Origin of the sequence: Marinovum algicola (genome assembly GCF_900109145.1) — a bacterium.
GTDB classification, from domain to species: domain Bacteria; phylum Pseudomonadota; class Alphaproteobacteria; order Rhodobacterales; family Rhodobacteraceae; genus Marinovum; species Marinovum algicola.
On the sequence record NZ_FNYY01000032.1, the window covers coordinates 29,175 to 47,426 of the forward strand.

Below are 18,252 nucleotides of genomic sequence, written 5' to 3' on the forward strand. Positions count from 1 at the left end.
AGATGTCCACGACGAGCCGGTCCACGCTTATTGTCTATGGACGACACGCAATGCGGGAGGCCCGCCTTGCGGCGGCCCGCGGTGGTCAACATGGCCTCCAGATCATGTCGTTCGAACAAGCCGCTGTGCGGCTCGCGGGCGGCTTCGCACGCGCGATAGACGAAGAAAGCCTGCGCGCGGCGATCCAAACGGTCCTCCCCGAAACACCGATGGGCGAACTGGAAGATATCAAGATGCTGCCGGGCATGATCGGCGCGGCCGCCGACACACTGCACAAGGCGTGGCGAGCCGGTATCGATCTCGCTTCCCGGTCAGATGATCATCCAAGGCTTGAAGCCATCGCTCGCCTGGAGGCCGCTGTCCTTGCCGAACTTCCGAGCGGAATGATGCGTTCGGTCGATATTGTAGCCGTAGCCATCAGCCGGATCACCCATGCGCCCGCTATATTCGGCTCGATGGAAATCGTCGGGCTGACCGAACTGTCTCCCTGCTGGCGGCCTCTCTTGAAGGCGCTCGCCGAGCACATCCCCATGCAATGGTCTTCAGGTCCTCGCCCTGTCCCGGCCTGGCTCAAGGAATGCGGCGTCTCCGTCGCTCGTGGCGATGCTGAGGCGCCGGCCATTCGATCCGTCAGTGCCGCGACCGCTTACCATGAGGCAGTAGAGACGCTGCGTTGGGTCCGGGCGCTGCTCGCGTCGGGCGTATCTCCAGCTGACATTGCCATCGCCACCGCGTCGCCGGCCGACTACGACGATCACTTTCTCGCGCTGCGCGCCGATGCCAATATCGATTTGCATTTCGTCCATGGCGTTCCGGCCATCACCACACGTGACGGACAAGTGGCAGCGGCACTCGCCGACATCGTCGTGCGCGGGCTCTCGCAGTCGCGCTTGCGCCGTCTCGCCGCACTGTGCCGGGATTCTGCGCCTCTGGCGGTCAGGAGGTACTGGCTCATACATCCTGGATTTCATTGCGCGAACCCACCTCGCCGAGATCATCCTATTTGACGACGACAAGGTGCATGTTCATACGATCTTTCGGTTTCCGGGGTTTATTCCCCGCGCGATCGGAACTCCAAAAGTGGACGCGTTGGCGCATCAGTATGGAAATTGGCATTCGAGAATCATACCGAATCCGGAACGGGTTACGAAGGAAAATATTGAGCAACTTCGCGGATTGGATTTTGTGTTTGTGTCGATCGACAACGGCCCGGCACGTATCACAATTACGGACTGGCTCAGTTCGAACGACGTGCACTTCGTGGACTGCGGAATGGGCTTGAACAGAGTAGCTACGGGCTTGAATGGTGTTGTGAGAGTGACAGGTGTGGATCGCACTGCTTTCGAGGGAACGGCAGGTACTGTCTTCCTTCCAGGCGAGGACCCAAAAGAAGGCGAGTACCGGCGACAAGGTCAGATTGCCGAGTTGAATGCACTTAATGCAGCTCTGGCCGTCCTTCGCTTCAAGCAGCACTTTGGGATTTACGACCGCGAAGATGCGGCGATGTCATGCGTCTTGGAGACTACGTCGCTGGAGATCGACCGTAGGATGCCCGTCGAATGAGGTTTCGCTATCAGCTTGTGGATCGGATCCCGAAACAGATGGAGGAGGGCGTCGTCTACCACACCGAGGAATTTGAACTCGCAGGGCTACTTTGTGCATGTGGATGCGGCCACCGCATCACGCTCATCGTTCCAGATAGCCACAGGGTATGGGATGAAGGTGGATATGCCACCATTCAACCGTCAGTCGGCGTCTTCGATGCGCCATGCAAGTCCCACTATGTAATTCGCGCTGGAAACGTCCAGTGGCTCCCGGCCTTTTCGGGTGCTCAGGCAAGCAGGATCATGCACGCGCAGATTGCGCGCCACGCTTCTCAAGATACAAAACCTGCGTCCTGGCTGCGTCGAACTGCGGCCGTTCTGTCCGGTTTCGTAAGGAAGTTGCTGGTGGCATTGGTTGGTGGACGCTCGGATTGATCGTCGATTGTTGGCGATAAACACATGCCTTGTCCGCTCGGCCGGTAACGATAATGGCCCGTCCTATTGTCACCTATCTCCCTCAGGTCGGCTCGAGCGGTTGATCTTCCGCGTTCTTGAAGCTGTGGGGGCCCGCCATGAAGACATTGTCGATCAGGCGTACGCCGTCGATCCAGGCGGCCCCAGCTGCCGCGACCCAGACTGACGTTGCGGCAATTGCGCGACTTCATTGGCGGAACCGTTTCCGCGCGCGATTGGGAATGCCCATCCTTCTCTCATGAAGTCCAACTCTGCCCGGCGAGCGGCCGCGAAGCGCCGGGTGCTCGCCGCGCTACCCCTATATACAGAAAGGCTCCGCCATGACGTTCGATCTCCTGCACGATCTTCCGGACTACGCTCCCGAACAGATGTCGGCCGACGCGGTCTTCACGCGTGCCACGCAGGATGTGCTCCTGGCCAGTCTCGGCGATATCGAGGGATTACGCCGGCCGGCCGCTCCGGTGGCGCTCTGGCTGAAGCACTCTCTCGGCAATGCGTGGTATGATTCTTACTCCCGCCTGATAACGGTTCTCAGCCATCACGGCCCATGGATAGACAGGACTCGGATGAAGGAGCTTGATCCGGTGAGCCGGGCGCAGGTGTCGGAGGTTCTCGCCACATTCTTCCAGCAAGAGCACCTGTTCAGCATGGTATACGGCGACGTCGGGTTCGAAAGCCATGAGGTGATCGAATCCGTTCACTTCGCGAGCTTCAGCATGTTCTGGATTTCCGGCAGTTTCGACGACCTCGAGGAACACTGGGAGGGGAAAGATCGGCGCGAGGACTTCGAAATTCCTCACCACGCGCTCCTGAAAATCTGCGCCCGGTCCATAGCCAACGAAAAGGACGCGTGCCTGCAGCGTATGGAGATCCGCCGTGGCCTCCGCCTTGTCCAGGGTTTCGGCGTGCTCGGGCAGGGAGACTTCGTCTTGTAGTGGGCCAGGCGCGGCGCATTTGTCGGGCCGGACCGGGTGCAACTGATGGCCGGCGGCCTACGGGAATTGCTCCATTGCCGCCGTCACGGCGGCGATGGAGCGATTGGCAGGGGTCCGAGATAGGCGAAGCGGCTGAGCGATCGATGGCCGCTGACACGCATCCAGAAAGGCACGCGAGGGACCCCGGATACATCAGTGAGACGCGGAGGAAGGCGCCGCCCCCGGGACGCGGGCTCACTGGCCCCAGTTGAAGGCGATCTCAGCGAGGATACGGGTGCCCGGGCCGTGATCTTCCGTGTGGAAGTCGTGCAGCATCTCGTCGCCTCCGTCGCTGAAACTCGCACGGTCCAGGACGCCCGGTAGGCCGCACTCGCCGGGACTGGCGAGGGCGGAGTGCAGGTTGTCCGCGGCGCCGTCCTCGCCGGCCATGACATGCTTGCAGATCAGGGCACGGAGACGCGGTTCGATCAGGCCCTGCGCCGTGTCCGCCATGTCTAAAAGCGCCTCGGGATCGGGGAGCCGAGGCGACGACATTCGGCGAGGAGGGCGCAGTGGACTTCGCCGGTCGCCTCGATCCACTGCGGCCGGGCGTCCTCGAAGGGGAAGCAGTGCGTGGCGCCGAAGCGCTCCGAGGCGACGCCCAGGATCTCGAGCAGGACCATCAGCGGGCATTCGTTTTATTCCGCGCTGGCTTCGAACCGACGTAGAACATAATGGAAACATCGGGGCCCACCTGATATTGTGGTCGTCATGAAACTGACTCCCAATATGTTCCCTACCGCCGAGGAATTTAACACAAGACCGCCAAGTGTCGATCTCAGGCGAATTGATCCGTCGCTCAACATGCGGCGGTTCTACCGCATGAGCCTGCAGCCGGATCTCTTCGGCGGTGTCGACGTGGTGCGTGAGTGGGGCCGGATCGGGTCGCGGGGCCAATCCCTCATCGAGCGTCATTCTTGCGAGGACGAAGCCGTATCGTCGATGCTTGCGCTCGAAACGGCGAAGCGACGGAGAGGCTACCGGCCAGCAGGCTGAAGCAGGTATTCCATCTGTCTCACCAGATCAGACGCAGTTGTGTGTTGCCCTTTGCTCACGTGAACACGCTCAAATCACCTTGTCCGATGGCCAGGAGCTTGCAGATTACATGCTCGGTGCATACATCGGGCTTGGGTGCAAGAGGCGGATCATGGCCAACGGCATCCATCCTCCCTGTTGGACTTTGGCCGAGCTTGTCTCGGCCATTTTTTTTCGCCCGTTGTGGGTGCCTGCCATCTGGATGGAGGGCCGTACAGCCGATCGCGACGGCCGTGATCCCTTCGGACTGCGGCCGAACACCAACGACGCGCATCTGTTTCCAGGGATTTGCGTGCTTGCCCTACTGGCCCCAGTTGAACGCGATCTCGGCGAGGATGCGTCGGCCCGGCCCGTAGTTGTTGACCCGGAAGTCCACGATCTCATCCTCGCCACGCGTGTCGAAGCTGCTGGCCTCTATCACGCCCGGAATGCCACTCGACCGGAGGCCTGACAGATGCTCCATCAGCATCCGGGCGCCGTCATAGTCGCGGTCCTCGACAAGTGCCCTGATCCGGTTTTCGAGATGCGCCTCGATGCCATCCGTGCGGCCCGTCTCCAAGGTGGTGATCGCCAAGGGTTCGGGAAAGCCAAGCCCGATTGCGATCCCGAGAACAATATCCCGGAACTCAATGTCGGGTTTGACCCATGTGGGTCGCACATGGTCTGAGCTGCAGGCCGTCGTCTGACCTAACCCTTCCGAGACCACGCCGATGATCTCGAGGGAAGGGCGGTCGAACTCGTCGCTGAACTCTGGCACGAGATAGCCTTCCACGGCTTCGGTCAGAGCCTCCATGTCGCAGTTGCGTGGCAGGGCGAAATCGGCTTCGTCGAGCAGGAGGCCCTTGTATCTGCGGTCGTTTCCCATGGTCTGTTCCTTGGCGTGTTTCTCTGGGGGAAGGCGCCTACCCGGCAATTCCCGATGTTGTTTGGTTCAATCTGCGATCGGCGCAAGCTCGAGCGGGTCCGCCGTGGCGGCGCGCGCGAGGTGCTCGATCCTTGGCAGCTTCAGGCCCTTGCAGCAGACGGACGCGGCATGCAGGTGGTCGAGCCAGCGCCACACGGTTCTTTCGAACGGATCATTGCGACGCAGGAAGTCCCGAGGGCGATCAATGTCCCGCGTCACGAGACACATTCTCGCCTCGGCCGGCGGCAACCTGTCTTCACCGCTGGTCCCTCCGTCGCCATGGTGCAGGATGCCGATGGCGTCCGGGAAATAGACAACTTCGACAGGTCCCGGATTGTAACTTGCCTGGCACATGCTCCGGGCGCGGGACAGCACGACGGTCGGGAGGTAACGATCATACGCGAGCGCGTGGGCGAAGGCCCAAGCCGTCTCCGCCTTGATATTCCCGGAGAGCATCAGCGGCCCCTTGTGCATGGAGCGCCAGGCCTCCGGGTCGAGGAACTGGCTGGCCAGCGGATCGCTGGCCTGGTCGAACGGGCCGCCACCGATCAGAGCTTCGATGACCTCGAGGGTGTGGTCTTCGTAGAGTCGTCGGACCGTATGGATGGGCAGCAGGGTCATTGCACAGGTTTCTCTTTGAACGTGGGCCGGGTCGGTGTTTTCGGGGCGACGCGGTTCGGCGACATGGGTCATGCGTCCCAACCACACACCAGGCACCCGTCAGCGCGCACATCCTCGAGCAGTATGTAGAGAAGCACGCGGTAGTAGGGCAGGGCGGCCACCCAATCTTCCGGTTCGGACCAGTAAAAGTCCTCCGGAACCGCGTATTCGAGTTCTGCGAATTCCTCGGAATCGTTCGGCGGCATTGGCAGCCCGTGCTGCGCCATTTCCCGTTCGATCTTCTCGATGATGGCGCTCACCATGCGGCGCGTGACGTAGAAATCGTGAACGGTCTCGAGTTGGACCAGGGGCTCCGCCGTGAACATGTCGAGGAACTCGGAGTGATTGCGAAACCGGAGAACCTCTATCTCGTCCTGGCGATAGAATGCGTAATCAAGGCTCACGTGGGGGCCTCCTTATTAGGTGAACGCGGTCCTTGAATGGCCGCTGCATTGGACATGGGTTCCGATCGAGAGCCGCGGAAATGAAATCCGGCGGAACCTCCTCGTCCTGAGAGCCGCCAGCGCCCTGCGGTGCCGGCCAATGGATTGGCCGGGCGAGGAAGGCACCGGGCGGGGTCGGAACCTCGCGCCCGGCGGGGCAGCAGGTTACCGCACGAAGGTATGGTCCGATCCGCCTCTGGCGAGAAAGTCATCTACCCTCGGCAGTTCGAGGCGCCGGTTCAGGCTCTTGCGGACTGCCGGCGGAAGAGCCGAACGGAACAGTTTCATGTACCGCTTGGTTTTCTCGAGGCGCTGCGCCGCCTCCGCCCGCGATCTTGCGCCTTCCAGCATTATCATGAGGGGACGGGACGCTCTGTGGCCGGGCTGGCGGCCCCAGTTGCCGTGCAGCCAGTCCGGATGCACGTAAAGGATGGCATCGGCGAACTGGACCAGGTGGATCTGGAAGGGCTGCCCCGGCTCGATCATCTTCGCCTGACGGACGATCAGGTGATGATCGATGCCGCAGAACGGGACCGCGGTAATCTCCTTGAAAACTGCGGCATCTGCGTCCGGCATCTCGTCGATGAAGGCGTTCTCCGGTTCCAGCACGCCCTTCCTGTAGGCCACTTCGCAGTGAACCTGCTTCGCGGAGGCTGAGTCCGGCTGGTTGGTGATGCCGCCGAAGACGCCGATGATATCTCCGATGCTCGCGCGTTCGGGGGCGACGAGGTGGGGTACCTGGGGCAGGGGGCCTGTCAGCGGTGCAACGGACATGCGGGCGGCGGCGGAGCTGGCGTGCAGCGAGATGGTCATGGTGAAGTCCTCTTCGGTTGGGGTCGTGAAGAGGAATTCGGATCGTTCATTTCAGCCGGAAGCGATTTTCGGTCGATCTGAGAATTTTTTTCGCAGGACCTGCGGACGGCGGCGTCAGCCGTCGTTCCGATCTCGGCATGTCCAGGCCTTTGACAGACCCCGATGGGGCCACGACACGCGGCCGGTCCGAACGCGACGCCGGCGCGAGGCAAATGCGATCCCGACTACTCTGCGCCCTGACCGGGAAGGTCGCTTCGGCATGTTGCAGGAGCGCGTCGGAGGTGGTGAGCGGCCCGAGGTGCGCAACTCCGATCGCGTGCCAACTTTGGTGTCATGCCGGTCTCAAACCTTAATTACCGGTGTGACACTCATCTTGCCCGGGAAATTTCCCTGCCGGATTTGATCGACCGACTTCCTCGAAACATCACTTCGAGGACCGATCATGTCGACCATCATACCTCCCCGCGATCCTGCCGGCCGGTTCGGCGGGCAGGGGGCCTACCCGGCCGGAGCGACTGCGCCCGCCACGATGTTCACCAGGCTGCAGGATGCCGAGCCCAACCTTCGGGCGGCGCTGTCCGTGGCCATCACGCAGCTGACAGGGATAGAAGCCGCCGAGGAGGAGGCCCCGGTCCCGGCGGCCGTGATCGCGGCCAGCCCCGGGGCTGGCAAGAGCCGGCTCGCGCGGGAGCTGCTCGAAAGCTGTGCCGGGGACAAGCCGGTGGTGTTTCACGCGCCGACCCTGGCGCTCTGCGAAGAGGCCGCCGATCATGCGCGTGAGATCGGCGGGGCGGCGCATGTGATCCGCGGACGTTTCGCGACGGATCCGGCAGAGCCGGACCAGCAGATGTGCCGGAAACCGGCGCTGGTCGCGCGCGGGATCAGCCTGGGGCTCAATATCCGGGAAAGCTTCTGTTTCAATGACGATGCACGGTGCGAGTTTGCCGGCAGTTGCGCCTGGCTGCGCCAGTTCGAGCCGGACCAAACCATCGGCCATCGATACATGGCGACAAGCTACCTCGGGTACCCCGATCCCGACGCGTACGATGGCGTTCTGCGCGTGGTCGACGAAACGTTTTGGGCGCAGCAGCTGTCGTTCGTGACGATCGGCATCGATGAATTTCGCCTGCCGCGCACCTTCATGAAGCACTTCACGCGGCGCGGCCGGAAAGAGGAATCGCGCGTCAAGGCGCATGCGGACCTGATCGGGGCCGCGCATGCGCTTGTCGATGCGCTGATCGCCGGCCGACCGCCGCTGGATCTACCTTACAGCGCCGCGGACTACCGGGGCTTTGCCCGCCTCGAATACGCGGCCCAGGCGGATATACCCGCGCCGACGCCGGACCAGACGGAAACGGAGCAATCGCAGCTTCTCACGCGCGCCGAGGATGCGCTTCGGCATGTGTCCTGGTACGCCTCGGTCTGGACCTGTCTTGCCGCGGCGAAGGAGGCCGGGCGGACGACGATCGAGCGCCTGCGCCTCATACGTGGCAATGGCAGGATGGTCATCCGGGTCTGCCGGAAGCATCCCCCAAAGCATCGACAACCGATGCTTATCCTCGACGCGGATGCCGATCCGGAAATCGTCGGTGCGCTCGATATCGACCTCCAACGCACCGCGCACATGGTGCTGCGACCCAATGCCGAGGTCGTGCAGGTCCATGACCGGCGCATGACGCATGGAAGCCTGCTGCAGGGCACGGACCTGCGCGAGACCTGGCGTCGCGTGATCCGTCGCGAGGTGCTGAGCGACCGGGTCGAGAAGGGCCGCGGCGTGCTCGTCGGCGCCAGCCGCAAGGTGGTACTGCGGTTTTTCGAAGATGCCGGCCACGACTTCGACGGGCTGTCGGACGACGAAGCGTCCCGTTTCATGCTGGAGACACCGCTGCACGGGGCGCATTGGCTGTGGTTTGGCGGCAGGTCGCTCGGGACCAACCGGTATCGCGATTTTTCGACGGTGATTGTCATCGGACGCGAGGAACTGCCGGTCGAGGCGCTCGAGGACCATGGGCGGGCCCTCTGGGGTGATCGTGCGGGGGTCGATCTGGAGTTCGTCGCGCCCGGTGAAGATGGGGCGCTGCGCCTGCCTGATCGGGAAGTTCTCTACGAGATGTCGGATGGCAGCGCGAAAGCCGTGCGCCTGCCCTGCCACCCGGATCCGCTGATCCGCCGGGTTCAGGTGCAGACGCGGGAGCTGGCGACACGGCAATTGGTCGAACGTCTGCGGCTTGCGCGTTCGGAGACCCGCAAACGGGTCATCCTCGGCTGCAACATGCCGGTCCCCGGGCTGCCAGTGGATGAGCTGGTCTCCTGGCAGGCGTTTTGTCCGACCCGACCCGTCGCCGCACTGACTGATGCCGTCCTCGAGAAAGGCGGGATCCGTCTGTCGGACGCGGGGCTCGTAGAGGATGCGCCGACGGTCTTCCCGACACTCGATTCCATCAAATCTTTCCGAAAACGGGAGGGGGTCGACGCCCGCGCCATCCTTGGGGCTCTGAGTCCTCGCCTGCGCGGTCAGCTGCACGTCATGCATCTCAAGGAGGATCGTCCCCACGCCCGCCTTTGTGAGGCTCTGGTCTTGGCCGGATCCGGCGAGGAGGCGCTTCGCAGCGCGGAAACGATCTGGGGACCTCTCAAGCAGTGCGTCGGAGCCGGGGAGGGCGACAGGGCCGGCGCGCGTGCCGATGCGGTGCTGGGGGGCCACCGCATCGGCACGTCGCCGGTGTCGCCTTCTTCATAGGAATTTGTCATGTCTCATGCTGCCACCGACCCTGTTTATCCGGGCGATATCGTTTCGTTCAGGTTTCCGTATTCAGAGGGGATGGCGCCCTATGCGCGCCCCTGCGTCGTTCTTGACGCCACGGAGGACGAACTCCTGCTCGCGTACGGTACCTCGTCGCGGGAGCGTGCCAACGTGGGCTTCGAGCTCCGCGTGAATGCCGAGTTCGCCGAGTGCGGCCTCGACCGGGCGAGCCGTTTCGTTCTGGCGCGGCGGATCCGGATCGCGCGGTCCGATCCGAGACTTGAAACAAACGCCTCGGGAACACCGGTTCTCGGACGCCTGACAGAGGCTCTGCGCCTGCGGAAGGCGGATCTCTTCGCGCGGATCAAGGCGAGTTGGCCGGAGGAGGCGGCCCGGCTCGAGGCGGAACGCCGCGGTCTGCATCCGCGCAAGGGTGATCGCCGCCGCAGGGCAGGGGCCCCGTACCGGATCTGAGGGTCGCGGCCGCTGAAACCCGGGCGCCAGGCCACTCAAAAAACAAGGTGAACCAAATGCATGATCCCCAGACACTCGAGTCTCTTCGAGACTTCGGGCAAAAACATCTCTCTGCCCTCGAGACCCTGCTCTCCGCTAACGATAGCGGAACATGGGGCGAGCGCCTTCGCGGCTGGCTGACAAGCTGCATGCTCTCCCCGGATGCCGCACTCCGACAAGACCTTCTCGAGAGCGCGGTGGTCGATCTCGTCACCCTCGAACTGGCCTGCCAGGCCTACGCGCCCGAGGAGGGCGGTCTTCGACTGACGGACCGGGGCGGCACGGTCCGGGCACGGCAGGTTCTCGCAGAGCTGCTCCTGGTTCTCGGCGAACGGAAACCCAAAATGGCGCGAAAGCTCGCGTCCCTGGCCCGGAGCAGTCGGAATGAACGCCTCGGGCAGATCAGGTCCCTGATCGCTGCTCGGACGTGATCGTCGCGTCGGCCGCCGCCCAGGCGGTGGCCGGCGCCTTCGCACATGACAGGAATGACCCATGAGGACGTCCGACCCGGACCTCGACCTCCATGCAGGCGCAGTCGCGACGGCCCTCCGGCTGGTGCGGGCCTATCTCGAACACGATCACCCGACCCTCGCACCGGTCTTTCTCGTCGCGTCCGTGTTGCGCGGGCGCTGTGGCGCGGTCGCCGTGGACGTGGGCTTCGAGAATGACTGGTCCGCGGAGACCAGGGACCACTTGAAATCAGCTGCCCGGGTCCTTCTGAGCGATCTCGGGTTCGAAACAAGGCCCGCCAACTGGGTGCCGGCGCTGCCATATGTGCTCGTATTCGGGGCGCCGCCGACAAACCACGAGCGACTGAAGGCGATCCGACGTCGTCGGTCGCGTGGCGAGAATGGCCCGTGACGCCTCCGTAACGATGCCCATCGTCGGTTTCAAGAACGGGCGCTTTCGGGGTGGTCGGACAGTGTCATGGCGCCTGCGGTATGCGGAGGTCCCCACCTCGCTGCATCACAAGCACGCGTTGAACCTCGGTCCTCCCGCAGGTCCGGCGGCATCCCGACCTGACGGGAAGGCGCCGGCAAACCTGGCGTTCGGCATCAGGCCTGCGCGTGTTCCGCCCTGTTCTCCGCCTTATCGCGTGCCGCCATCTTGAGCCGAAGGTGCTGGCTGAAGACTTCGCCCTCGAAGAGGTCCCGTTCGCTCAACGGCAGGCCATCTTCCGTGCGTACCACGGCATCGACCTCGGTTTCGCACTCCCAGCAGTCTGCGATGCGGTCGTGAATGCCATACTCCAGCACCATGTCCTGAGCCTCCCAGCACCAGACGGCCTTGGCATAGAAATTCACGTCCTGGCTGCGGCACTGCTTGCAGTGGTAAGTCTTGTTCATCGGGTGGATCCTTTCCTCGGAAGTTGTCTCCTGCCGAGGAAATGGAACGTTTTCCAAGGGCCCAAAAACGCGATTCCGCTTTTTTGGCATACCGGTCGGAGCGGCATTTGCTTGCCGCCCGGATCAGTTTCCGGGACCGGCAAGGGACTGCCGGGAAGCGCGAATCGCCTTGATCGCGAGTGCCGCCTAATAGGGTGGTCAGCGGTCTTTCGCTGTGACACCGCCCAAGGACCGCTTTTGGCTTGCTTCGCCATCAGGTCGGCGAAGAAGGATTTTGAAAAGCTACCTGTCAGCGGCCTATTCAAGTCAAGCCTGCTAAGCTGCGCCGCGGTGCGGGCTGCTACAGAGAGCATCAGCCTACCGAATCGAGGCGCGCCCGCGCCCATGTGGTCGCCTCCGGGTCCTGCTCGGCAAGGCCTTTGATCAGGAAGGTCGCGCGTTCCGTTATGTATTTTTCCACTTCACGCACCCAATGCTCGGCGTCGGGGTCCATCTCAATGACCTCCTCCACCGCCTGTGGCAAATGCTTCATGGTCGCCTTGCAAAGTATCTCGACGCGACGCAGCGCGGACGTGGGGTTCAGGCCACGGAGTGCGGCCTCTCGCTGCCAGTGGCGGCCCTTGAAGTAATCGCCTTCCCACTTCGTCGCGAGCGACATCGCCTGCTTGCTGGTGATGTCCGGCCAAAGCTTGGCGCACATCACGTCATAGATCGGCGCCAGACGGGCGCCGGAGGCCGTGACCATGACCGAATAGTTCTTCGCATGGGCGTCGGTATTGCAGGCGATGGCGTTGAAAATCACGTAGTCGAAAATCGACAACACGCCGCGCAGCGGATCTAGCGAGCGCATCAGGCCGACAATATCGCGGACCGTGGGGCCGCGCTGCCCGGTCTCGTTGCGCTCATACTTCGCACTCGGCAGACGCCCCAGGGCTTGGCACATGTCTTCCTGATGCAGGCGGCGCCAATTCTCACCCTGCTGCCGCCGGTCGTAGCGTTTTACCAGAAGATACCGCCGCTCGCCGGCGCGCCCCAAGCGCACCTCCGGCGCGGCGAGCCCCACGAGGTGCGCCAAGCGCAGGCACAGCGCCTCGTTATAGACCCTGCCAGGCAGGCTCCCCGAATCCGGCTTCAGGATCCAGGTCGACGGCGCGCCTTCGACGGGGATCGAGATCATGCCCTCCTCGCCGACGTGCACGCCGATCTTGGACTGGACACCGGCCAGGGACATGGAGACACCATCCTCACCGACGAGGAATGGCTTCTGCGGCAAGTCCTGGATGATCCGTTCGAGTGCCGCCTCGTCGGGCACCTCCCGGGTGGTCATTCGCGTGAAGCCCCGCTCGGAGAAGGATATTGCTCCGGAAGTATCCCGCCCGATGCTGGCAAGCAGCGCGAGGGGGTCGGCCTGAGAGGCTCCGGTGGCGCGGGCCACCATTTCGAGCTGTCGGCTTTCCGGCAGCAGGTTCGCCACCCACGGCAGCACCTCGCCAGCCCCATGGCGCGCTACCTCGAGAGGCATCCTTGTCGACACCGGGAAGGCGCCCTGGGTCCCTTGCCAGTCCGTGTTATAGGTCAGCGTCGCCGCCCCGTCCTTGCCCGGCGCGATTTCGGCTACTTCCCGGCTTTCGTAAAAGATCTTCATCTCAGTCCTCCAACGGCGGCAAGTCGTCGGGCAGATCTTCGGGGATGATGTCGGGAAGATTACTGTCTTGCGGCGCCCTCAACGCGTGCTCAACCATCGGCACGATACCGAGGAAGCGCGCAATCATCAGGGCCGGGCCAATCCTCAGGGTCGGCTTCCCGTTTTCCATGTCCACGATGTAACGTCGGCCCACGCCGGTCGCGCTGGCCAAATCCTCCTGGCGCAGCCCTTGTGCCTTGCGCCTGGCACGGACCATCAGACCGAAACGGCGCGCATCATCGGCACCGGGCTGATCCGGTTGCGATATGGCGGACGACTGATCGTTGTTGCTCATGGCAGGACCTCGCCTGATTGGCCAGAGAGACTGATGTTCCCGCTCGGGAACATATGGTTTTGTCGCATCAATACAAGGTCGAATGTTCCCGGTCGGGAACATATACGGAGTTGGTGCGATATTTTGGCGATATGTTCCTGCTCAGGAACATATGTGCGAAGCAGGCGAACCATCCCCCCATAAAGATCCCGCTCGGTAACATCAGGTAAGGCGCAGCTGAAGGAAATTGGCTACGACTCCTCGACCAGCCTAACTGGGTACCCGACCTCGGTCTCGTACACGATGCTGCGCGATGCCTGGGAAGTCCGGTGTGGGGAAGCCGCGCTGTAGCAATGGGCGTGTTGCGAGATCCGAGAGTTACGGCAAGCGCGGACTTTCGCGGCGAACCGCCAGGCGTGTGCGGCAATGGCACCGGCAACCAAGCGACCACTCACATGTGGCTACGCGGCTTCGGGCGCCATTTCTCCAACGCACCCTCGATCCGACCATAGGCTTTCAACACTTCGTGTCTCGAATGCTGCCCGTCGCAGTTCTGATGAGCATAAGTGTCGGCCCCGGTGTCGGCGATTTCGTAGCCCAGGGCCAGGAACGCATCTGTTGCGTACGGGGTCAGGCGATCTGGCTGCTTGTCCCAGGTCATTGCTTGAAGAGACGCAATCTGGCGACCCTGATGGGTGTAGTGGCGATCAATCCAGAGATGGACGAAGCGGGTGCGAAACTTCGTGACGAGCCACATGGTGACGTCGCAGATATCCTGCTCCATGCCGAACGCATCGGGATAGACACTGAGACGACGTTGTCGCGCGAACTGCAGCCTGCAGCGCGGCGGGGCTTCAGCACCCATTGGACCAGCTCTCGCGGCTTTGTTCTGTTACAGGGTTCGAGGGTTCCCGGCCGATGATAAGCGGCGCACCGAGAAGGTCCTCCATGGCAATGCCGGTTCCGATGTCGTGCACCCGAGATCTCCACGCCGTTTGTGTCGATGCCGCCGACATTGGCTCTTGGCGGCCGAGACGAAGAAGAAACCCTCGAAATAGTTCCGCGTCCCTATGGCGGGGGTCTGAACGTCCTCAGAGCCTGTCGCGACCACATCTGATGTGAAACGGAGAGTCGACGAGACCCGCGCAACCGGCGTTGAGGTCGATGTTCGGTTTCACGTGTCGATCCGCCGAGGTTCCCGGGACCTTGCCCGATAGAGGGTGCTCCTCATGGAAGAGCGCGACGCGACGCATCTCGCCCGTTCCGGGCCAGCAATCCGATGGCCCCTCAGGATCGCCAGAGAGCAGGATCCGTCTGGTCTGCTTTGCCTTTCACAAGAAAGAGGATGGAAAGAACATATCCATATCAACGCGTTGAGAAGAAATTAGCCATTCCGATTTCCGCGAGACCGCCTGCATGTCGATGTTCTGTGCAGAAGCGGAGCCGCAGTGGTCCCGCAGACGCAAGGAGGCCACCATGGCATATTACATCTCCAGCTTCATAAGCCCCTTCGGCATGATCCTCATCAACATTCTCGACGGCGGAGAGGAGCCGGCCCTGAAGCTGACCACCGAAGTGCTGACCGGGCATGTCGCGGTCTATCATGGCGATCAGATCTGGCGGGTCGAAGCCAACCCGGACTGGTCCCTCGGCGAGACAGCACAGGCGCTGAGCGATCTGGCATTCGAGGCCGAAATCCCCGAGGAGCTGCGCACGCTCGGGATCGCGGCGCTCCAGAACTGCGTTTCCGATCTGTATCGTCGGCAGCCATTCGTTACCGCCTGACGTATCGCGCCGCGATCGCCACGCGCACCGGTTTCAGGTGTGGGCGGACGTTTCCCTATCTCCAGTTCGGCCACCCTCCGGCCCCCTCATCATGAGGGGCCGCAGGGTGGCCCGACAAGGAGATGGACATGACCCAACATACATTCCGGGACCTGCTGGATTGGGCCGTCGTACACGAAGAGGGAACCGACACGGTCCGGGCCATCCGTTATGTCCCGGCACGGCTCGGCATGCTCGATCACGATATCGCCACGCTGCCGGCCGACATGCGGTTCTTCGAGACCACCGTCGCCGGGCAGGGCTATGCGTTGGTCAGCCGGGCTCGGAACATGAAGAGCAACGGACGCCGGGCGGATTCCCGGATCCGGTCCGCTCTCCGGCGGTTCCTGCAATCGAAGGCGCTCCTTCCGCCGCCCACGCCCGCGCATCGACAGCGGTACACGCAGCTGATGGCACTGATCGAGGCCGAGGAGGGCGTTCCGGGCTCAGGCGCGCTCTGGAACACGGGCCGGCACCGCAGCCTGGCCATCCTGCGGGCCCGGGCAAACTGCGCGCCGGAGGCGCTGACACAGGCCGAGATCGACCGGATCGGGCGCGAGATCTCCGCGGATGATCGCAAGAGCCTGCGCAAGACGGTCGCGTTCGTGAACGCGCTGAAGGGCGTCTCGAATACCCTGCCGGCGATCCGGGAGTTTCTTCCCGAGATCGATCTGATGCCGCCGGCCGGATCCGCCAGGGCGCGGCGGATGGACTGGGACGCCCTGCCGGCGCCGTTCCGGGCCTCCTTCGAGGCGCTGGCCGATGCCTGTCTCGCCGACAGTGAGGACCTGGCTGACAGGATGCTCGCGCGGATCGAGGCTGGAGAAGACCCTGAAGCGGTCGCGGCCGAAGCCGATATCCAGGCCCTGCAGGAGGGGCGGGACATCGGCAAGCCGACGGCGGCGCGAAACGGGTATCGCCAGGCTGTCACCTGGTTGGTGCGGGCCTGGGAAGACAGTGGCCGGGATGCGCAGCACCTGAAGGACGTGCGTGAGCTCTTCGATCTCGAGATCGTAAAGGCCGCCATCGCACAGCAGCTCGCGCGATCCGATTCCGGGGCTGACCTGAAGGCCGGGCTGGAGTCGACGACGTTGAAGACGCGACTGACGCGGCTCATCACCCTGGCGCGGCACGGGTTCGAGGACGCCGGTCTCACGGCGGTGATCACGCTCCTGAAGACCAAGCATTACGACGCCCCTCGCACGAAGCGGAAGGCTTCGAAGTCCAGTGCCGTCATCATGGAAGTGGACCGGATCGCCGGGAAGCTGCGGCAATGCCCCGACCTCGCCTCGGTCTGGGCCAATGCGCCGACGCGGATCGCGGAGACCGCACAGCGGGCCCTCGACGCCGCGGTCAGCTCGAAGAAGGAGGCCCGGGAAGTGACGGCGTTGCGCCTCTTCGCGGGTGCCGCAGCCTACGCGCTCCAGATGTCGCGGCCGCTGCGGACGACCTGCCTGCGCCACACCCGGATCGCCTCCTCAGGCGAGGCGCATGCGAACCTGCTGCGAACGTCGCCGAACGAGACCCTCCTGACGTTCCGGTTCGCGCCCTGGGAAATCAAAAACGATGCCTGGGTCAACGTGGATGTGGTCGGCGCCGATGCGGAGATCCTCCGAGCCTGGCTCGACCACGGACGGCCGAGGCTGATCGACCTGCAAGGTCTCGACCCGGACAACATCTACCTCTTCCCGGGAAACGCCCTGCCGTCGCAGGACGAAGGCGATCCTGTTGTGCTGCTGCGCGGAAGCTACTCGCCAAGCGCGTTCCTGGATCTGTGGCGGGACGCATCGGAAGCGCTCGGCGTGCATGAGACGCCGCATCGCATGCGCCACGTGGTTGCGCTGCTCTGCCTTGCGCTCCGGCCGGGCGATCATGCGTTCACCTCCTCGATCCTGGGGATCCTCGAAAGCACGGCGCGCAAGCACTACGGGCGCGATGATGGGCAGGCGGCGGCGCGGGAGGCGCGCGCGGCGATCCTCGCCGAGCACCCGGACCTCTTCAAGACACTGACAAGGAGATTGCGCGATGCGCGATGATATTGCCCGGGCGCGGCTGAAACGCGTCCCTGTTCCCGTGCGCGACCGGATGATGGCGGCCCGGGCCGACCTGCCCCCCGGCGCGATCACCGCGGTCGCGCGGTTCTTCGATGTGCTGGCGGACCGCGAGGAGGATCCGGACCTGCCCTCGCGGGCGAGTTTCGTGGCGGCCTGCGGCAACGAGTCCGCCCTGGGCCTGCTCCTGAGAATGCTCGAGCGCCACGCGCCGGGGATCTGCCTTGCCGAGGGCCGGGGACTGCGCAAGGGCTATTATCGTGCCCGGTCCTCGGGGACCGGGGCGAAAGGCTCTGCGCACCCTAATCGCGGCACCGAACCGCGCAACTGGCCGGCACACTGGGCCGCCCTGCTGCCCGCGCTCCAGGAGGCCCCGATCGGCGACAGCACGCTGCGCCGGCATGTGGCCTCCGTCAATCGCTGTGCGGTGCTGCTGCCCGGCCTGACCTGTCCGCCGCGTATCGGCTGGCTGCTGGGCTGGGAGATGGCGCGGAGCTTCCGTGACGAGGGCTTGAGGCCCGCGACGATCGCCGGCTACCTCGGGGGCCTGGTGAGCCTTGCGGCGCATGGCGGCGTCGATCCGGATGCCGTCGCGGGGTTGCGGTCGGTCCAGATGAGCTGTCTGCGGGAGGCGCGGCGCACGCCCAAACTCAAGCAGTCGCGCATCGAGGCGCTCTACGCGAAGGGCGGCTATGCGGAGGTGGTCCGGGCCATCGTTCGGGAACTCGACCGGGCCGACGACCATGCCGACTGGCGGGCCAAGGCGGAAACCGCCCGCGCGACGGCGGCCATTCTCGCGGTGACGCTCAACGTGCCGCCGCGGAGTGGCGACATCTCCTCCTGGCGCCTCGGGGAGGAGTTGGTGCGCGAGCCCTGGTGTCGCGTAGCCCTTAATTGGGTTCTGCCTCATTCTGTGTGGCGGAGAGGCAGCATTCGGGCTCTGAGCAGCTCTGGACCTGCTCGACCGTAC

The 18,252-nt window shown here is 63.7% G+C and carries 22 protein-coding genes; 12 read left to right on the forward strand and 10 right to left on the reverse strand.

Features of this window, described 5'->3' with window-relative positions:
- Positions 1 to 2 precede the first annotated feature (2 nt).
- From BMW90_RS26915 to BMW90_RS24270, 4 genes are all read left to right on the forward strand, one after another.
- Entirely contained in the window at positions 3 to 1,007 is a 1,005-nt protein-coding gene (locus tag BMW90_RS26915) for a hypothetical protein (RefSeq protein ID WP_244526615.1), read from the forward strand.
- Entirely contained in the window at positions 997 to 1,563 is a 567-nt protein-coding gene (locus tag BMW90_RS24265; protein ID WP_244526616.1) for a ThiF family adenylyltransferase, read from the forward strand. Before BMW90_RS26915 ends, BMW90_RS24265 begins: the two co-directional genes overlap by 11 nt.
- Positions 1,560 to 1,979, forward strand: coding sequence for a ubiquitination-like system serine protease family protein (locus BMW90_RS26520; protein ID WP_139211539.1), 420 nt, complete (start codon positions 1,560 to 1,562; stop codon positions 1,977 to 1,979). Before BMW90_RS24265 ends, BMW90_RS26520 begins: the two co-directional genes overlap by 4 nt.
- A gap of 359 nt (positions 1,980 to 2,338) precedes the next feature.
- The gene (locus BMW90_RS24270) at positions 2,339 to 2,953 is read left to right on the forward strand and encodes a hypothetical protein (protein ID WP_074840139.1); all 615 of its coding nucleotides are present in this window, start codon (positions 2,339 to 2,341) and stop codon (positions 2,951 to 2,953) included.
- Between the two features lie 234 nt (positions 2,954 to 3,187).
- Here the strand turns inward: BMW90_RS24270 and BMW90_RS24275 are convergent, their stop codons facing one another.
- Complete coding sequence (locus BMW90_RS24275) at positions 3,188 to 3,445, reverse strand: hypothetical protein (RefSeq protein WP_074840141.1); 258 nt, start codon at positions 3,443 to 3,445, stop codon at positions 3,188 to 3,190.
- 2 nt (positions 3,446 to 3,447) lie between these two features.
- On the reverse strand, positions 3,448 to 3,615 hold the full coding sequence (locus BMW90_RS26835) for a hypothetical protein (protein ID WP_170850621.1): 168 nt from the start codon (positions 3,613 to 3,615) through the stop codon (positions 3,448 to 3,450).
- An 88-nt stretch (positions 3,616 to 3,703) separates the two neighbouring features.
- Here BMW90_RS26835 and BMW90_RS24280 point away from each other — a divergent pair, with 88 nt between their 5' ends.
- Positions 3,704 to 3,988, forward strand: coding sequence for a WGR domain-containing protein (locus tag BMW90_RS24280; protein WP_139211540.1), 285 nt, complete (start codon positions 3,704 to 3,706; stop codon positions 3,986 to 3,988).
- 340 nt (positions 3,989 to 4,328) lie between these two features.
- On the opposite strand, the gene BMW90_RS24285 is transcribed toward BMW90_RS24280, so the two are convergent.
- From BMW90_RS24285 to BMW90_RS24300, 4 genes are all read right to left on the reverse strand, one after another.
- Positions 4,329 to 4,892, reverse strand: coding sequence for a hypothetical protein (locus BMW90_RS24285; RefSeq protein WP_074840145.1), 564 nt, complete (start codon positions 4,890 to 4,892; stop codon positions 4,329 to 4,331).
- Positions 4,893 to 4,958: 66 nt separating this feature from the next.
- Positions 4,959 to 5,624: a hypothetical protein gene (locus tag BMW90_RS24290; RefSeq protein ID WP_139211541.1), complete on the reverse strand. Its 666-nt coding sequence runs from the start codon at positions 5,622 to 5,624 to the stop codon at positions 4,959 to 4,961.
- Positions 5,621 to 5,995: a hypothetical protein gene (locus BMW90_RS24295; RefSeq protein ID WP_074840149.1), complete on the reverse strand. Its 375-nt coding sequence runs from the start codon at positions 5,993 to 5,995 to the stop codon at positions 5,621 to 5,623. The genes BMW90_RS24290 and BMW90_RS24295 overlap by 4 nt, the downstream gene beginning before the upstream one ends.
- A gap of 204 nt (positions 5,996 to 6,199) precedes the next feature.
- Positions 6,200 to 6,847, reverse strand: a complete 648-nt coding sequence (locus BMW90_RS24300) for a hypothetical protein (protein WP_074840151.1) — start codon at positions 6,845 to 6,847, stop codon at positions 6,200 to 6,202.
- A 442-nt stretch (positions 6,848 to 7,289) separates the two neighbouring features.
- On the opposite strand from BMW90_RS24300, the gene BMW90_RS24305 reads away from it, so the two are divergent.
- The 4 genes from BMW90_RS24305 (at position 7,290) to BMW90_RS24320 (ending at position 10,964) form a co-directional block, all read left to right on the forward strand.
- Positions 7,290 to 9,587 (forward strand): hypothetical protein, encoded by a 2,298-nt coding sequence (locus BMW90_RS24305; RefSeq protein ID WP_074840153.1) that lies wholly within the window; start codon positions 7,290 to 7,292, stop codon positions 9,585 to 9,587.
- Between the two features lie 9 nt (positions 9,588 to 9,596).
- A complete protein-coding gene (locus tag BMW90_RS24310; protein WP_074840155.1) occupies positions 9,597 to 10,064 on the forward strand; it encodes a hypothetical protein in 468 nt (155 codons plus the stop codon).
- A 56-nt stretch (positions 10,065 to 10,120) separates the two neighbouring features.
- Positions 10,121 to 10,534 carry a hypothetical protein gene (locus BMW90_RS24315; protein ID WP_074840157.1) on the forward strand — a complete coding sequence of 138 codons (414 nt, stop codon included), beginning with the start codon at positions 10,121 to 10,123 and terminating at the stop codon, positions 10,532 to 10,534.
- A 61-nt stretch (positions 10,535 to 10,595) separates the two neighbouring features.
- Complete coding sequence (locus tag BMW90_RS24320; protein WP_074840160.1) at positions 10,596 to 10,964, forward strand: hypothetical protein; 369 nt, start codon at positions 10,596 to 10,598, stop codon at positions 10,962 to 10,964.
- Between the two features lie 194 nt (positions 10,965 to 11,158).
- On the opposite strand, the gene BMW90_RS24325 is transcribed toward BMW90_RS24320, so the two are convergent.
- The 4 genes from BMW90_RS24325 to BMW90_RS24340 all read right to left on the reverse strand — a co-directional run bounded on the left by BMW90_RS24325 (position 11,159) and on the right by BMW90_RS24340 (position 14,272).
- The gene (locus BMW90_RS24325) at positions 11,159 to 11,449 is read right to left on the reverse strand and encodes a hypothetical protein (RefSeq protein WP_074840162.1); all 291 of its coding nucleotides are present in this window, start codon (positions 11,447 to 11,449) and stop codon (positions 11,159 to 11,161) included.
- A gap of 352 nt (positions 11,450 to 11,801) precedes the next feature.
- Entirely contained in the window at positions 11,802 to 13,094 is a 1,293-nt protein-coding gene (locus BMW90_RS24330; protein ID WP_074840164.1) for a HipA domain-containing protein, read from the reverse strand.
- A 1-nt stretch (position 13,095) separates the two neighbouring features.
- On the reverse strand, positions 13,096 to 13,428 hold the full coding sequence (locus BMW90_RS24335; protein ID WP_074840166.1) for a helix-turn-helix transcriptional regulator: 333 nt from the start codon (positions 13,426 to 13,428) through the stop codon (positions 13,096 to 13,098).
- A gap of 430 nt (positions 13,429 to 13,858) precedes the next feature.
- The gene (locus BMW90_RS24340; RefSeq protein WP_074840168.1) at positions 13,859 to 14,272 is read right to left on the reverse strand and encodes a hypothetical protein; all 414 of its coding nucleotides are present in this window, start codon (positions 14,270 to 14,272) and stop codon (positions 13,859 to 13,861) included.
- A 611-nt stretch (positions 14,273 to 14,883) separates the two neighbouring features.
- Here BMW90_RS24340 and BMW90_RS24345 point away from each other — a divergent pair.
- From BMW90_RS24345 to BMW90_RS24355, 3 genes are all read left to right on the forward strand, one after another.
- Complete coding sequence (locus tag BMW90_RS24345) at positions 14,884 to 15,192, forward strand: hypothetical protein (RefSeq protein WP_074840171.1); 309 nt, start codon at positions 14,884 to 14,886, stop codon at positions 15,190 to 15,192.
- Positions 15,193 to 15,320: 128 nt separating this feature from the next.
- A complete protein-coding gene (locus tag BMW90_RS24350) occupies positions 15,321 to 17,267 on the forward strand; it encodes a hypothetical protein (protein WP_139211542.1) in 1,947 nt (648 codons plus the stop codon).
- Positions 17,257 to 18,252, forward strand: a 996-nt coding sequence (locus tag BMW90_RS24355) for a hypothetical protein (RefSeq protein WP_074840175.1), incomplete at its 3' end; no start/stop codon positions are given. The genes BMW90_RS24350 and BMW90_RS24355, both read left to right, overlap by 11 nt.

Coding starts and splice junctions, on each gene's coding strand:
- BMW90_RS26915 (WP_244526615.1), top strand. CDS start 3: ATGTCCACGACGAGCCGGTCCACGCTTATTGTCTATGGACGACACGCA.
- BMW90_RS26520 (WP_139211539.1), top strand. CDS start 1,560: ATGAGGTTTCGCTATCAGCTTGTGGATCGGATCCCGAAACAGATGGAG.
- BMW90_RS24270 (WP_074840139.1), top strand. CDS start 2,339: ATGACGTTCGATCTCCTGCACGATCTTCCGGACTACGCTCCCGAACAG.
- BMW90_RS24275 (WP_074840141.1), bottom strand. CDS start 3,445: ATGGCGGACACGGCGCAGGGCCTGATCGAACCGCGTCTCCGTGCCCTG.
- BMW90_RS26835 (WP_170850621.1), bottom strand. CDS start 3,615: ATGGTCCTGCTCGAGATCCTGGGCGTCGCCTCGGAGCGCTTCGGCGCC.
- BMW90_RS24280 (WP_139211540.1), top strand. CDS start 3,704: ATGAAACTGACTCCCAATATGTTCCCTACCGCCGAGGAATTTAACACA.
- BMW90_RS24285 (WP_074840145.1), bottom strand. CDS start 4,892: ATGGGAAACGACCGCAGATACAAGGGCCTCCTGCTCGACGAAGCCGAT.
- BMW90_RS24290 (WP_139211541.1), bottom strand. CDS start 5,624: ATGACCCATGTCGCCGAACCGCGTCGCCCCGAAAACACCGACCCGGCC.
- BMW90_RS24300 (WP_074840151.1), bottom strand. CDS start 6,847: ATGACCATCTCGCTGCACGCCAGCTCCGCCGCCGCCCGCATGTCCGTT.
- BMW90_RS24305 (WP_074840153.1), top strand. CDS start 7,290: ATGTCGACCATCATACCTCCCCGCGATCCTGCCGGCCGGTTCGGCGGG.
- BMW90_RS24310 (WP_074840155.1), top strand. CDS start 9,597: ATGTCTCATGCTGCCACCGACCCTGTTTATCCGGGCGATATCGTTTCG.
- BMW90_RS24315 (WP_074840157.1), top strand. CDS start 10,121: ATGCATGATCCCCAGACACTCGAGTCTCTTCGAGACTTCGGGCAAAAA.
- BMW90_RS24320 (WP_074840160.1), top strand. CDS start 10,596: ATGAGGACGTCCGACCCGGACCTCGACCTCCATGCAGGCGCAGTCGCG.
- BMW90_RS24325 (WP_074840162.1), bottom strand. CDS start 11,449: ATGAACAAGACTTACCACTGCAAGCAGTGCCGCAGCCAGGACGTGAAT.
- BMW90_RS24330 (WP_074840164.1), bottom strand. CDS start 13,094: ATGAAGATCTTTTACGAAAGCCGGGAAGTAGCCGAAATCGCGCCGGGC.
- BMW90_RS24335 (WP_074840166.1), bottom strand. CDS start 13,428: ATGAGCAACAACGATCAGTCGTCCGCCATATCGCAACCGGATCAGCCC.
- BMW90_RS24340 (WP_074840168.1), bottom strand. CDS start 14,272: ATGGGTGCTGAAGCCCCGCCGCGCTGCAGGCTGCAGTTCGCGCGACAA.
- BMW90_RS24345 (WP_074840171.1), top strand. CDS start 14,884: ATGGCATATTACATCTCCAGCTTCATAAGCCCCTTCGGCATGATCCTC.
- BMW90_RS24350 (WP_139211542.1), top strand. CDS start 15,321: ATGACCCAACATACATTCCGGGACCTGCTGGATTGGGCCGTCGTACAC.